Source organism: Vibrio sp. M260121, from assembly GCF_036533715.1.
Taxonomy (GTDB): domain Bacteria; phylum Pseudomonadota; class Gammaproteobacteria; order Enterobacterales; family Vibrionaceae; genus Vibrio.
The window spans coordinates 97530-111203 of record NZ_JATABF010000003.1; the positions used below are offsets into that span (position 1 = coordinate 97530).

Consider the following 13674-nt stretch of genomic DNA (forward strand, 5'->3'; position numbering starts at 1 on the left):
GTCACTTGTAACGCTACGCCGAGAGAAGGACGTCTCTATGAATCTGACGATCAGAAAACGACTATATATCCTTTCAATAATTCCAATTCTAACCATGGCAATAGGCATGATGTGGTTCACCTACCTACAAACCACTGCCTACAACGAACACGAGATTGAGCAGACTCGAAGTCAAATGATGGAGATGAAAAAAGCTGAGCTCAAAAACTACGTCCAAATGGCGCGTTCCGCTGTCGAGCCACTACTCGCTCAAAACGCCCCACTTGAAGAGGCTCTGCCTATATTGAAACAGCTGGAGTTCGGTCAATCCGGTTACATCTTTGGCTACGATTCAAAAGGCGTTCGCGTCGTAGTGGGTAAAAACACTAAAGGCATCGGGGAAAACTTCTATAACTTGCAGGATAAGAAAGGCAATTACCTGATTCAGGATTTGCTCAAAAATTCCAAAACTGGTGAGTTCACGACTTATTACTTCCCGAAACTCGGTCAGAGCGAAGCACTACCGAAACTCAGCTACTCAGTCTTTATTCCTGAATGGGATCTTATGCTGGGTACGGGCTTCTATACTGACGATATCGATGCCATTGTGGCAAACATGGAAGAAGCTGCGCATCAGGCTCTCAACACCACACTGACTGCGATCGCTCTATTCTGTGTCTCGATTGCAGCCATCGTCGCGGTCTTCGCGGTGTTTGTTAACCGCAGCATCATGAAGCCTATTGAGCAGTTTGATGCTTCAATTCACTCTTTCGCGCAAGGCGATGCCGACTTAACCGCACGCATGGAAGAATCAAGCGTACCGGAGTTCACTCAGCTTAGCCGTAACTTCAATATCTTCGTTGAAAGCCTGCAGGGTATCATCAAGAGTGTTAGCTATGTCGGGCAAGAAGTCGTTTCAGAGACCAACGACATGTCACAGCGAGCATCGCAAGTGGACGAATTGGCTTCAGGTCAACGTGAAGAGACCGAACAAGTCGCAGCGGCAATGACCGAGATGACAGCAACGGCGCACGAGATTTCCAGCAACGCTAACCAAGCGGCGCAATCCGCCAAAGACGCTGATGATAACTCACAGCAAGCAAAACACATTGTTGATTCCGCAGCGAGCTCTGTCGAAGCGCTCGCACTAGAAGTGTCGGAAGCCAGCACGGTGATTTCTCGCTTAGAAAGCGATGTACAAAACATTTCTTCTTCGCTAGAAGTGATTCAAGACATCGCCGAGCAAACCAACCTATTGGCACTAAACGCAGCCATTGAAGCAGCCCGTGCAGGCGAACAAGGTCGCGGCTTCGCAGTCGTTGCCGATGAAGTTCGTAAACTGGCGAGTCGCACTCAAGACAGCACAGGCGAAATTCACCAAATGATTGAGCAGTTGAAGTCTGGCTCGGATGCAGCAGTGAAAGCCATGGGTTCAAGCCAAGCGCGTGGTGAAGCAACGGTTGAGGAAGCACGAGCTGCCTCTGCCGCACTGCAAGAAATCCAAGCCGCAATTGCTAACATCATGGACATGAACACCTTGATCGCAACGGCAACCGAAGAGCAAAGCCAAGTTGGGCAAGAGATTTCACAACGTATTGAAGTGATCTCTCAACAAAGCAGCCAATCGGCACACCTTGCCAACCAAAACCGTGCAGGCAGTGGCAACCTTAACCACAAAGCTAACGAGCTGTACGACTTGGTCGGTCGCTTTACGGTTTAACGCTTTCCTCATCCATTCACTATGCAAACAGCGACGCCAAAACGTCGCTGTTTTTATTTCTGCTATCCTCAGAAGTCTTAGCTATAATGCCGCCAACTAAGCACCTACAAGGGCAAAACCAGATGATTATCATGACTACCAATTTCGGTGACATCGAGATTGAACTGAACCTAGAACGAGCGCCAGTTAGCTCAAAGAACTTCAAAAAATACTGTGAAGATGGCTTCTACAACGGCACCATTTTCCACCGCGTTATCGACGGCTTTATGATCCAAGGTGGCGGTCATACCGAAGACATGGCAGAAAAGCCAACACGCGCCCCGATTGCGAACGAAGCAAACCGTGGTCTAAAGAACCTTGTTGGCACTATCGCAATGGCGCGTACCGATGCTCCGCACTCTGCAACGGCACAGTTCTTCATTAACTTGGAAGACAATGATTTCCTAGACCACACCGCAACTACCAACCTAGGCTGGGGCTACGCCGTGTTTGGTAAAGTGACTGCGGGTATGGATGTCGTAAACCGCATCGCGAAAGTGAAAACGACCTCTAAGCTTGGTCACGATGATGTGCCATGCGATCCCATCATTATTGAGAAAGTGACAGTCAGCGAATAAGCCCATTCGCCTCTTGGTAGAAATCGTCGCAATAAAACGAAAAAAGCGCCTAATGTCTTATGACTTAGGCGCTTTTTGTTTTTGTTGCTGAAAAAAAGAGCAGCGAGTTTACAGTGTAAAGAGTGAGCAGTTCTAGCGATTACATCCCTTTGAACAAACTTTGAGATGCACGGCTCACAGCGAGCTTGTTTTCTCCGACGTGAACAAACATTCTGCCTGCAAAGTCTTTGTTTACTTTGCTAATTTTGCACACTTGCACCACGCTTGAACGGTGCACTTGCCAGAACTGTTCTGGGTTAAGCTTCCCTATCAACTCTTTCAACGAGGTGCGAATCAAATACTCCTGCACTTTGCATTGTCCTTGTTGGGCATATACAGAAACGTATTTTTCTTCCGCTTTGAAATACAACACATCAGACGTAGCAATCAGATGAATATCTTCCCCTTGCGTCGCTTTGATCCACTGAAGATATTGCGGCGTTTGTGGCGCGGATAATTGTTGTAACTGTTCTAACAGGCTGCTCATCTGCACATTACTGCTTTCTTGCTCTCGCTTAGCAAGGCGTGCTTTCACTCTTTCACACGTCGTCAGCAGGCGCTCATCCGAGATAGGCTTGAGCAAATAATCGGCGGCATTTTGTTCAAAGGCTTTGATGGCGTAATCATCGTACGCAGTGACAAACACAATCAAAGGTGGATTGGCGAGTTGATTGAGTTTTTGCGCTAGTGTCATGCCATCCAGAACTGGCATACGAATATCAAGAAACGCAATGTCAGGTTGGTTTTGCTCAATGGCTTGCAACGCTTGTTCACCATCCGCGACTTTGGCTATCACCTCTAGCTCTGGCCACACTTCAGCTAGGCTTTTATCAAGATGACGCCTCAATAGCGGTTCATCATCAGCAATAATGGCAGTAAACCCTGTATTCATTCCTTTCTTCCTTGATTACGATTCCATTGGCCAGCTCATGCGAACACATACGCCACCCTGAGCAGACTCACTGATAGAAACCTCTCCTTGCCCTGCGAACAAAGCTTCAACTCGCTGCTTGAGATTACTTAAACCGACGCCTGACCCCATGTGCCCACTCACGTGATTTAAGCCAACACCTGTGTCTCTGACTTCAATCAGCAAGTTCTGTTGTTCGCGCTTAATCAGCAAACGGACTTCACCGCCTTCTCGCTTCGGCTCAATACCATGGATGATGGCGTTTTCGATTAAGGGTTGAAGCATCATCGGCGGTAACTCGCTTCTACCTAGCCCCTCTTCTACCTCAATCTTGTAACTGAGTCGGTCACCTAAACGGGTTTGCTGGATGCCTAAATAAGCTTCAATTAACGCCGTTTCATTGTCTATGGTAGTTTGCTCTTCACGTGAGCTTTTGAGCGTTGCACGCAGCAGCGCGGTTAACTGTTCTAGCATCAGCTTGGCTTTATCAACATCTTGCGACATGAGCGCACTGATATTTGCCAAGGTATTGAATAAGAAATGCGGTTCAATCTGGCTTTGCATCTGCTTAAGCTGACTCAGTAATAGTGCACGATCTTGCTCTGCTTTCTCGCGTTTGATGGCTTCCAACTCTCGTTGAGCGATTGCATGTTGCTCGCGTGAGTAAAAATAGAAAAAGCACATGGCACTGAATAACAACCCCATGAGTCCAACCGATAGCATACCTGAGATGCCGAAATATTCTCCGAGCCAAAACTGGGCGTTTACCACACCGAACAATAAGCAAGCCGTCAGCGAGATAGCCACTTCCGCCAAACGAGGAATGGTAGGAAACAGGCGGTCGACAAACCATGAGAAGAAGATCGCCGAATAGCCAAATCCAAAGCTAACCAACACATGGATGTAGAATGGACCGCCCCAAACCGAGAACGTCATTGCTGAGATAAAGAGACAAAATGCCGTGGTCACTAATAAACTACGTAACCACACATTCTCAACTACTGATTTTGCTGAACACATTTAAAACTTCCCTTTGATATTAAATACAATCATATGCTTATCATTGATTTGTGCGTAAGCAGATTGGTCGTCTCCAGCTAAAAAGCGTGCGGCAACTTCCACTTCTACACTTTGATCGCCGGTATCAATCCATTGGTAGTTAAGCCACTGCGTGACAATCACACCGCCATCTTGCGGCGACAGCATCACATCTAACGTGGGTGTTATATCGCTTAACCAGCCCATATCCGCTTTGCCGTTCCATGCTGCCCACGCTTCCACATCCCAACTCCAGTGCAGCATTACGTTATGCTGAACGATATTGGCGTGCTGAAACCCTTGAGCGTAGCTTGTTGCAAGTAGAGACGTTTGGGGGTTAATGGTTTGAGAGAGTAGTTCGCCACGCTCTATTGCTTGTTGCCATTCGCTTTTCGACCATGCTCGGCTGTCGTACCAATATTCAGCAATCACGTTGTGTCCGGCTTGGTTTGCCCAGTTCAATCCAATTAAGGCTTGGAATGCACTGCCCTGCTCCTCAACCGAAACGGGTCGGTAAAGATCATCCTGCTGAAACTGATAGCCAACACTTTGCTTTTGCCACAGCATGGAGCCGTGCATGGCGATGGATTCATCCCACACGGCAATGGCACTGGCTCCGAGTAAACCTCGGCGCACATCATCGTAATAACCAATCAGCTGATATTCTGTGTCACCCACTAGCGCATAACGACGAATACCAACACCTTGTTGCTCTACGGCTTGATCAAGTGAACTTTGGTCTTGTTGCCCCCAGCTTGAATCGGTCGCAATGACGGTCCATTCGCCGGCCATATCGTAGTGTGAAAGTGAAAACACGCCCGCGCCCTCTTCTGCGACTAAGCCAACAGGGTTTTGTCGATACGGCTTAAACAGATCCAAAGGTCGGTAGCCATAACCCACGCCCCAATCCACGCGCAACTTACCCAAACTCACATCAAGGGTGGTATCACCGACTTGCCACTCCCCTAGCCAAGCAAGCTCTCGAATCAGCAGTCGGTTATCAGCTTCACTCCACCAATCACTCTCTCCTTGTTGATTGAAGTACAAACCTTGGCTGTACAGAGCAAACAAGCCACTGAAGTTTTGATAGTTGACCTGCACATCCAACAACGCATTGAGTGAATCACGAGAACTGCTCTGCGCCTGCATAAATGCGCTATCACGCTGCTTAGCCGTTTCGTAACTGACAGCCCAATCCCACTCAAAGCTCAATTCATCATTGGCAAAAGCTGGGGCTGCATTGCCCACACACAATGACGCAGCAATCAACAGACTGGTGTTTTTGTTAAGGTTAGGCTGACGCGATTTCATGTCACTTCCTTGCTCGTTTTCATGGATCTACTTACAGAGTTGAGGCTAAAGCTGAGTCGTATTGGCTTTAGGCAAATAGCTTGGGTTGTAGAACTTATTATCCAGTTGCCAAGGCACGATTTCTTGGTACTCGATAACGGTCTTTTTGCTCGGCTGAATGCTATCAAGCAAGGTCATCTCACTGACGTAGTCTTCACCGTTGTCGGTTGCACGCCCGTATAGCGCTTGCTTGGCGAGTTTACCAGAGCGTAAGTAAAGATCGGCTTTGATTGGAAACGCATCTTGCTCAGACAACCACAAATCGATCTTCTGATAGCTCGCCCCTCTAGTTTTCGCGGTTAAAGCAAGGTGATAAGCCGCGACACTTTCTCCGTTCACCGAAACAGCTTCTGTCGCTTTCCATTCACCTTGATAATCTTGGCTCCACGTCAGGGTTGAGATGTCGCCGATAGACGCTTCACCGAGCAGCTTCTGCATTGGCGTAATGCGAATCGGACGGCGGCTCTTCGGCATTTGTAGCCAATAGTTGTCGCCCATCATCAACATCTTTTGCCCAGCTTCGACTGCCGATTTGAACACCACCAGCGATTCACGATTTGGACGCGTGTACACGTGGTAAAGGCGGGTTTTATCTAACTCTTGGTCTTGATATAAGCGCACCAGAGACACCACTTTGGAGGAATCATCTTGCAAGCGATAGCTGTCCGCTTTTTCAATCAATTGCGCGACTTGCTGTGCATCTAACGCTGATTCATTCGCACTGGCATTGATGCTTACAACGCCGCTTACCGTCAGCAATGCAATTGGTAATAGTGATTTGAAATTAAACATAAATCAGTGCCTCCGTAATTGGCTTGTTCACCCCTTTGCGCGCTGAGAAAAACGCCGCAACCAAACAAATCATCAATACTGCAAATCCTGCGACTGCCACCAGCTCCCAAGAGAAGTAAATCGTCAATGGATACCCTTCCGTGCGTCCTGGCGGTGGCGGCATTTGCACATCCACGACCATCAGTAAGACGGTCACTAACGCAGTAAACAAAGCGCCGATTAAGCTGCCAATCACCGCAAGTAACCCTGCTTCGCGCAAGAACCCAGCAATAATTTCGCGAGGGTAGCTACCAAGTGCTGACAAGGTGCCGATTTCACGTGTACGCTCGGTGACCGACATGGTCATGGTGTTGAACAGCGCAACAAAGACCACCAGCGCCATTACTGCGCCCATGATGCCGAAGATACGGTCGTACAAATCTTTCACTTTGAGATAGAAGAAAGCACGTTCTTGCCAAGGCGTAATCTCAATATCTTGATCACCAAAGTTCTGTTTTTGCTTACTCAGAGCCGAAGCCACTTGTTGCTCGACTTGGCTAGTTAAACTGGTGTCAAACAGGAAGACCGATAACGCGCTGACTTTGTCTGAGCCCAACAACGATTGCGCACTATTGATGTGCACGTAAAGCTGGCGTTTATCAAGCTCAGGTACGCCAGTTGAGTAAATGCCACGGACTTTGAAGTCATACGCGTTCAATGCACCGTCGGTTGTGGTCGCCAGCAAGGTAATCCAATCGCCAACATGCACGCTTAGGTTGTTCGCTAAATCAACGCCAAGCATCACTTCTGGCTCTGCAGGGTCATAGCGCGATGCATGAATGTTGGACAGCGTTTGCCCTTCGCGCACATCCAAAAACGGTCCTTTCATATCGAATTCGCGTTCGTTCACGCCAATGCCGATAAAGATCGAGGACTTGTTGCCGTTGGAAATCAAACCGCTGAACTCAACTCGTGGCTGCACGCCTCGCACTTCATTCAACCCAATCAATTGCTTGGTGATGTCGTCGGCGTGAGTTAAACCGTTACTCAGCGGCATCTCTTCTTCTTTGGCGAAGTAACCCGGCGTGGTTAACGTCAGATGCCCCGTGTCACGTGCTGTTGACTCTTTCAAACTGTCGTAGGTGTACAGACCAAAACCACCCGCACTGGTTAACGCAAACACGGCAATAGCGATGATCAGCATCGACAACAAACTGCGACGGCGATTGCGTTGCAGGTTCAACCAAGCAAGGCGAACGGAAACTGGAATTAGCTTGCCCATGAAACCTCCTCCACACTTGCGTGCGTTTGAGTAATTTTGCCGTCCACCAACTCAATGGTTCGATCGCAGCGAGATGCCATACGAGGGTCGTGTGTGGCGACGATGAAAGTGGTACCAAGCTCGTGCCCGAGCCCTTTCATAATGTCGATGATCTTGTTGGCAGTTTGGCTATCAAGGCTTGCGGTTGGCTCATCAGCAATCACCAACGCCGGTTTGTGCACTAACGCACGAGCAATTGCCACGCGTTGCTGCTGACCACCAGATAGGTTATCGGGCATGTGATGAATAAACTCGCCCAAACCAACGTGCTCTAACATTTGTGTGGCGAGCTCGGTTTGCTCTGCTTTTGAAAAGCCGTTGAGGTGTAACGGATACGCCACGTTCTCCAACGCCGTCATCACAGGCACAAGATTGAATTTTTGGAACACAAAACCAAGCTTTTCACGGCGCATTTTCGCCGCCTGCATTTGTCCGGTTGGGTATGGGCAGCCTGCAAATGTCACCTGACCTTGGTATTGAGTATCCAGTATGCCAAGCACGTTAAGTAAGGTGCTTTTGCCTGAGCCAGACGGTCCGCACAATGCCACCATTTCGCCGGCAAGCACTTCACCAGACACGTCTCGCAATGCACGTACCGTTTGGCTACCAAGGGCGTAATCACGGCTAAGTTGATTAAATACGATCATGGCGCCTCCCTAATATTTCGCTAGCAACGCTTTCGCGGTTTGCGTTTCTAGATTGCTATCACCTAACTGCTCCATTTGTGCTAACCATGTTTTGGCTTGTTGAACATCTTCAGCGCGCAGTGCCGCTTCAATGGCGTAGCGATAAATCCACGAAGTAGCTGCGAAAGGTTGTTGGCTAAAACTCGGTTCATCAAGCAGAGAAAGGTACAGCTCGTAGCCACGCTCAAAGTGATTGAACATGTCCGGCAGAGCGGTAAACGTAGTGGCTGCCATGGCGGTGGCTAATTGATATTCCGGCAAGCCTTGTAAGCGTTGTTGCTCTTGCAGTGGTACTGGCTGATTCGCCATTAAATCCAAACCTTTTTGGATTGTGGCAAGACCGCGCTCGGTGAACTTCATCTTGTTCCAAGGCATAAACGCTTCACGACCTTGCAACGTCTCAGCACTGCCTAAATACACTAAGGTCACTGGCGTTGCGCCCTGCTCTTCGAGTTGTTTGGATAATTCGCCGTAAACGGTATCAACTAAGCCAGAGTCACCCTGCGCTGCTTGGTTGAATTGACTGAGTGTGCGCTCGCTTGGGTTAGCCAGAGCCAGATTGCTGCTGAGTGCAAATGCGACGATAAACGTACTTGCCAGTTTAAGAGCTTTGATTGAGCGAGATTGAGAAACCATCATGTACTGTCCTTAGTTGAACGTGATTTGATGGTTTCAGATTAAGGGAGAAGATCGCACGCTGCTTTTGCATGCGACCAATGGCAGTTATGCGGAGTGAATGGTATTGAGGGAGGATGAATGGTTTCGCTCCTCTGAAGCCTGCAAAATCGCTTCGACCATTAAGGTCAGCGCTTTAGGCTGATAGTTACGCTGACGATAAACCAAATAGGCTTCGCGATCCCCGCGGCTATAGGATGGTGCGACGCGCACGAGATTCAATTCAGGCTTAACATGACGTAAAGGGATTGACGCAATTCCTAAACCGTTTTCCACCGCTTTGATCACTGCGGTGATGTCATTGACCACTAAGCGCGGCTTGCAGTTGAGCATGTCCACCAGCTTGTCTTGTTGATAGATAGGCACTTGTGTGGTGTGTGTGCTGGCTACCCAGTCTTGCTTGGCTAAATCTTGTAAGGTTTCAATATTGCCGCCCGCTTGCGCTAGATATTCAGGGCTAACAAAGAAAGCGTGCTCTACTTTAAACAACGGGCGCGCGATCATATCGTCCAAACCATCCAAATCGAACGTCACCACTAGATCACGATCGGTTTCTGGAATCGAATTCACTTGGCTAAGCAGAAGATCAATGGTCACTTTTGGGTAGGTTTTGATGTAATCCTCAACCACCTTATCGACTAAGTCATTGTAAAAGCGGCTTGGCATCACCAATCGGATTCGCCCCTCCACTTCTTGGCTTTGCTGATTGAGCTGCAAGATGCCGGATTCAATCTGCGACATCGCACTGCTGAGCTGATCAAACGCCTGTAAGCCTGTCTCGGTTGCCACCAACTCACGTCCTTTCTTCTCCAGCAATCTCAATCCTAGACGCGCTTCCAGCGCCGATAAACGACGAGACATCGTAGAGACCGGCAGTTCGAGCTTTTTCGCTGCCGCGAGTAGAGAGCCTTGCTCAACCACTGAGCAAAACAGGTACAGATCATCAACGTTTCCAAATATGGAATTCATACTTCTTCCATTGGTTATTTTTTCCAATTTTAGATGAGTATAACCTAGCCCACGTAGAAAAGAGACCCGAATATGCCGTGAACGCGGCGCGTAATAACGAATGAATACTAGGTACAGACGTGAAAGAAAATTTTTATAAATACGCGATATACACTGTTTTTTCAGCGGCTGCTTTGTTCTCCGCTTTTTTAGTCACCTCAGACAATGTTTCCCCTTTCACCACCCAAGCGACACTGCATCGTAATGTCGCAACCATTGCGCCGGAGGTATCTGGTGTGATTACGGATGTGATGGTGAATAACGGTGAATTGGTTGAAAAAGGTCAGCCTCTGTTTGCTATCGATGCCAGCAGCTACCAATTGAAAGTGGCACAAGCCAAAGCCGAACTGCGCCAAGCACGTGAATCAGATTCCGCGAAATGGCAACAATTGGCAGCAGCGAAACAAACCCAAAGCCAACGCGAGTTCGAATACCACAACGCGAAGCAAAAACTGACGCGTAACCAAAAACTGCGCAACAAAGGGCTGGCAACAGAGCAAGAACTTGATGACGCGATCACCAATACACAAGTCGCCAGCAGCGCGGTTGAAGCGGCGAACGCAGAAGTGAAACGCATTGAGGCAGAGCTTTCTACTCAAGACCGTACGGCAGCGATTGAGCTAGCAGAAGCAAAACTTTCCAGTGCAGAGCTCGACCTAAGCCACACCCAAATCGTGGCGCAAACCGAAGGCGTGGTAACGAATTTGCAACTGCAATCAGGCAGCTACATTACACAAGGCACAGCGTCATTGATGCTGGTGGACGAAGCTCATGCGTGGATCAGTGCGGACTTTAACGAAAAAGGCATTGATAAGCTAACTAATGGTCGCGAAGTGTTGGTGTCCTTCGATGCGCTACCGGGCAAAGTGTTTACTGGTGAAGTCAGCAGCCAAGAGCGTGCGATTTACGATACCAACAATGCGAATGGACAGCTTTCTAGCGTGACCAATGATACTCGCTGGATCCGTGAGCAACAGAAAGTGCGTACCCGCATTACGGTTAACGAGTTGGATCCTTCGATGATTTCTGGTTCACGAGCGAGTGTGATCGTTGAAAGCGGCAATCCTATTATGGATGTCATTGGCTCAGCTTGGATTCACTTGGTGGCGATGTTCCGCTACATCTACTAGGGGGTGAACCATGTGGACCTTCGAAAGCCTGTTTCAAAGTCGTTCTGAGCGCAATGAAGCACTGCGCGTTGCCCTTACTGTGACGATTTGTATGGTACTAGGCAAACTACTGAACCTTGATTCTCCAGTTTATCTGGCGCTGTATCCAACCATCATCATGACCAAGAACAAAGACTACTCTTGGCTTGGTCTGCTTCGCACCTTGCTACCTACGTTATTAGCAGCAAGCACAGCATTGGTGGTGACCGAAGTGTTTTCACAGCATCCGTTTGTGGTGTGGACCATTAGCTTGTTCTTCTTTGATTTCATGCGCCGCAGAGCGACCACGCCGCCAAAGAAAGGTCAGATGCTCATGCCAACCTTCAACTGGATTCTGATTGTGGTGTTTGCTCAGCACACCACCATGGACATGCCAATGCGCATTCATGAAATCCTGCTATCAATGCTGATTACCATGGTCGTCGCAAAAACCATGGTAGCTCTGTTCCCTGTTGAACGTGGTGGCAAGCCACCAGCATTTGAAAAAGAACCTGTTACGTTTGAGAACCGAGCGATTTCACTCGCGTTGATTGGTCTGGGTGTGGCGTTCTTGATGATTGTCGACATCATTTCAGCAACGTTTTGTTTGGTGCCAGTGATTGCCGCAGCAACGCAAACCACACACAAAAGCTTTATCGATGTGGTTGACCGCCGTTTTCAAACTCAGGTGGGCGGCTGTGCATTAGCTGTAGTGTTCACCTTACTAATGGCTGGGCATCAATCCACGTTCGGTTACTACACCATCGTATTAGGTCTGCTTGCCTTTATGATTACCGCATCAATGGCAAAAGCAAAAGGTCCAGCCAAAGACGTTCATGCTGATGCGTTATTGGCGACCATGCTGCCGATTCAACTCTACATGACCAGTAACGAGTTAGGCTTGGAGAGCACCTTCCTTCGAGCTTGGGAGCTTACCGTTACTTTGTTTGTACTATGGGCGCTGTACCATTTCACGCACAAGCCAGAAAAAGCCCAAGCCTAATCATGCCATCGCCTTAAGTGCTCAATACTTAAGGCGCCCCTTGTTCTTATCGCGCTCATTTCATTGCGCTGTCTGTACCAATTTCCATTTCAATCTTATAAAAAATGTGGCGCAAAACCTCAGCCTGGTGTATTTATCCATCCCACGACTTTCCAAGTCAGCTTACCCATAACAGGCGGCGTCGCACACTCCTCTCTTGCACACCTTTGCGTGGTGTCTGTTATTTCCAAATTGGATTCTTAGCATCGGAATAGTTTGAGCTCGCAGAGTTCTGGTTGTTTTCGCCCCGCGTTGGGGCGTTTTTAGGTTGTAGAAGATGAACAAGCGTTTCTTCCCTAGGATTGATTTGCCATTGTTGATGGCGATCATTCCGATCATGCTATTGAGTTCGCTCACTCTCTGGAGTGCCAGTGGATTCAATGAAGCTATGCTCTTTAAACACCTCGCTCGATGCGGTTTGACGCTGGTGTGTATTTTGGTGATGTCGTCGATTCCTGCGTCCAGTTATCAACGTTCAGCGCCTTATTTGTATCTGGTTGCAGTTTCGCTCTTGGCTGCCGTTGCCCTGTTTGGCGATAGCACCAATGGCTCGCAGCGTTGGCTCGATATCGGCTTCTTCCGCTTTCAACCCTCTGAGCTGATCAAGCTCTCCATTCCCATTATGATTGCGTGGATGCTGCATCTAGAAGGTGGGCGACCAGACATTCGCAAAATTGCTTTCTGTTTGCTGATCACCTTTATTCCTGCGGGCCTAATTGCCTTACAACCTGACCTAGACGGCGCTATCTTCACTGTGATTTACGCGTTGTTTGTACTGTTCTTTGCAGGCATGAGCTGGAAGATAATTGGCGGCTTTTTGGTGAGCATTCTTACGCTGGCACCAATACTTTGGTTCTTTGTGATGGAAGCGTATCAGAAGAGCCGTGTAACGCAGTTTTTGCACCCTGAATCGGATCCACTGGGTTCGGGCTACCAAATCATCCAATCGTTGATTGCGATTGGTTCTGGCGGCATGAAAGGCAAAGGCTGGATGAATGCCACTCAAGGTACGCTAGGCTTTATCCCTGAAAGCCATACTGACTTTATCTTCTCGACCTACGCAGAAGAATGGGGCTTTATCGGTTGTGTGGTGTTGTTAGCGCTGTATTTGTTCATTACAGCGCGTGTGATGCTGCTAGCATGCCAATCTGAGCACTTCTTCAGTCGTCTGGTGAGTGGTGCGTTAGCGATGAGCTTCTTCCTGTACGCCTTCATCAACACCGGCATGGTAAGTGGCTTGTTGCCAGTAATGGGTAGTCCACTGCCGTTCTTTAGCTACGGTGGTACGGCGATGCTGACTCAAGGCATCTGTTTTGGTGTGATCATGTCGCTGTGTTATTCCAAGTACCGAAACACCTAAACGCTAGTCA

13 protein-coding genes are annotated in these 13674 nt (G+C 48.6%); 5 read left to right on the forward strand and 8 right to left on the reverse strand.

Annotation, left to right across the window (positions count from 1 at the left end; genetic code table 11):
• Positions 1-37: 37 nt before the first annotated feature.
• Both QTO06_RS03160 and QTO06_RS03165 read left to right on the forward strand, forming a co-directional pair.
• Positions 38-1699: a methyl-accepting chemotaxis protein gene (locus QTO06_RS03160; protein ID WP_331406842.1), complete on the forward strand. Its 1662-nt coding sequence runs from the start codon at positions 38-40 to the stop codon at positions 1697-1699.
• Positions 1700-1821: 122 nt separating this feature from the next.
• A complete protein-coding gene (locus QTO06_RS03165; RefSeq protein WP_005448882.1) occupies positions 1822-2316 on the forward strand; it encodes a peptidylprolyl isomerase in 495 nt (164 codons plus the stop codon).
• A 139-nt stretch (positions 2317-2455) separates the two neighbouring features.
• Here QTO06_RS03165 and QTO06_RS03170 read toward each other — a convergent pair whose 3' ends face one another.
• From QTO06_RS03170 to QTO06_RS03205, 8 genes are all read right to left on the reverse strand, one after another.
• Positions 2456-3247, reverse strand: coding sequence for a LytR/AlgR family response regulator transcription factor (locus QTO06_RS03170; RefSeq protein ID WP_331406843.1), 792 nt, complete (start codon positions 3245-3247; stop codon positions 2456-2458).
• A 15-nt stretch (positions 3248-3262) separates the two neighbouring features.
• Positions 3263-4285, reverse strand: coding sequence for a sensor histidine kinase (locus QTO06_RS03175; protein ID WP_331406844.1), 1023 nt, complete (start codon positions 4283-4285; stop codon positions 3263-3265).
• Positions 4286-5614, reverse strand: a complete 1329-nt coding sequence (locus QTO06_RS03180; RefSeq protein WP_331406845.1) for a hypothetical protein — start codon at positions 5612-5614, stop codon at positions 4286-4288.
• Positions 5615-5659: 45 nt separating this feature from the next.
• A complete protein-coding gene (locus tag QTO06_RS03185) occupies positions 5660-6445 on the reverse strand; it encodes an outer membrane lipoprotein-sorting protein (RefSeq protein ID WP_331406846.1) in 786 nt (261 codons plus the stop codon).
• Positions 6438-7706 carry an ABC transporter permease gene (locus QTO06_RS03190; RefSeq protein ID WP_221072610.1) on the reverse strand — a complete coding sequence of 423 codons (1269 nt, stop codon included), beginning with the start codon at positions 7704-7706 and terminating at the stop codon, positions 6438-6440. The genes QTO06_RS03185 and QTO06_RS03190 overlap by 8 nt, the downstream gene beginning before the upstream one ends.
• Entirely contained in the window at positions 7694-8392 is a 699-nt protein-coding gene (locus QTO06_RS03195; RefSeq protein ID WP_331406847.1) for an ABC transporter ATP-binding protein, read from the reverse strand. Before QTO06_RS03195 ends, QTO06_RS03190 begins: the two co-directional genes overlap by 13 nt.
• 9 nt (positions 8393-8401) lie before the next feature.
• The gene (locus QTO06_RS03200; protein WP_331406848.1) at positions 8402-9070 is read right to left on the reverse strand and encodes a hypothetical protein; all 669 of its coding nucleotides are present in this window, start codon (positions 9068-9070) and stop codon (positions 8402-8404) included.
• Positions 9071-9154: 84 nt separating this feature from the next.
• Positions 9155-10075: a LysR family transcriptional regulator gene (locus tag QTO06_RS03205; protein WP_045371256.1), complete on the reverse strand. Its 921-nt coding sequence runs from the start codon at positions 10073-10075 to the stop codon at positions 9155-9157.
• 119 nt (positions 10076-10194) lie between these two features.
• Between QTO06_RS03205 and QTO06_RS03210 the strand changes: the two genes are divergently transcribed.
• From QTO06_RS03210 to rodA, 3 genes are all read left to right on the forward strand, one after another.
• A complete protein-coding gene (locus QTO06_RS03210) occupies positions 10195-11244 on the forward strand; it encodes an HlyD family secretion protein (protein ID WP_331406849.1) in 1050 nt (349 codons plus the stop codon).
• A gap of 10 nt (positions 11245-11254) precedes the next feature.
• The gene (locus tag QTO06_RS03215; protein ID WP_154203017.1) at positions 11255-12265 is read left to right on the forward strand and encodes a DUF2955 domain-containing protein; all 1011 of its coding nucleotides are present in this window, start codon (positions 11255-11257) and stop codon (positions 12263-12265) included.
• A 316-nt stretch (positions 12266-12581) separates the two neighbouring features.
• Positions 12582-13664, forward strand: coding sequence for a rod shape-determining protein RodA (gene rodA / locus QTO06_RS03220; RefSeq protein ID WP_009706701.1), 1083 nt, complete (start codon positions 12582-12584; stop codon positions 13662-13664).
• Positions 13665-13674 lie beyond the last annotated feature (10 nt).

Coding starts and splice junctions, on each gene's coding strand:
- QTO06_RS03160 (WP_331406842.1), top strand. CDS start 38: ATGAATCTGACGATCAGAAAACGACTATATATCCTTTCAATAATTCCA.
- QTO06_RS03165 (WP_005448882.1), top strand. CDS start 1,822: ATGATTATCATGACTACCAATTTCGGTGACATCGAGATTGAACTGAAC.
- QTO06_RS03170 (WP_331406843.1), bottom strand. CDS start 3,247: ATGAATACAGGGTTTACTGCCATTATTGCTGATGATGAACCGCTATTG.
- QTO06_RS03175 (WP_331406844.1), bottom strand. CDS start 4,285: ATGTGTTCAGCAAAATCAGTAGTTGAGAATGTGTGGTTACGTAGTTTA.
- QTO06_RS03180 (WP_331406845.1), bottom strand. CDS start 5,614: ATGAAATCGCGTCAGCCTAACCTTAACAAAAACACCAGTCTGTTGATT.
- QTO06_RS03185 (WP_331406846.1), bottom strand. CDS start 6,445: ATGTTTAATTTCAAATCACTATTACCAATTGCATTGCTGACGGTAAGC.
- QTO06_RS03190 (WP_221072610.1), bottom strand. CDS start 7,706: ATGGGCAAGCTAATTCCAGTTTCCGTTCGCCTTGCTTGGTTGAACCTG.
- QTO06_RS03195 (WP_331406847.1), bottom strand. CDS start 8,392: ATGATCGTATTTAATCAACTTAGCCGTGATTACGCCCTTGGTAGCCAA.
- QTO06_RS03200 (WP_331406848.1), bottom strand. CDS start 9,070: ATGATGGTTTCTCAATCTCGCTCAATCAAAGCTCTTAAACTGGCAAGT.
- QTO06_RS03205 (WP_045371256.1), bottom strand. CDS start 10,075: ATGAATTCCATATTTGGAAACGTTGATGATCTGTACCTGTTTTGCTCA.
- QTO06_RS03215 (WP_154203017.1), top strand. CDS start 11,255: ATGTGGACCTTCGAAAGCCTGTTTCAAAGTCGTTCTGAGCGCAATGAA.
- rodA (WP_009706701.1), top strand. CDS start 12,582: ATGAACAAGCGTTTCTTCCCTAGGATTGATTTGCCATTGTTGATGGCG.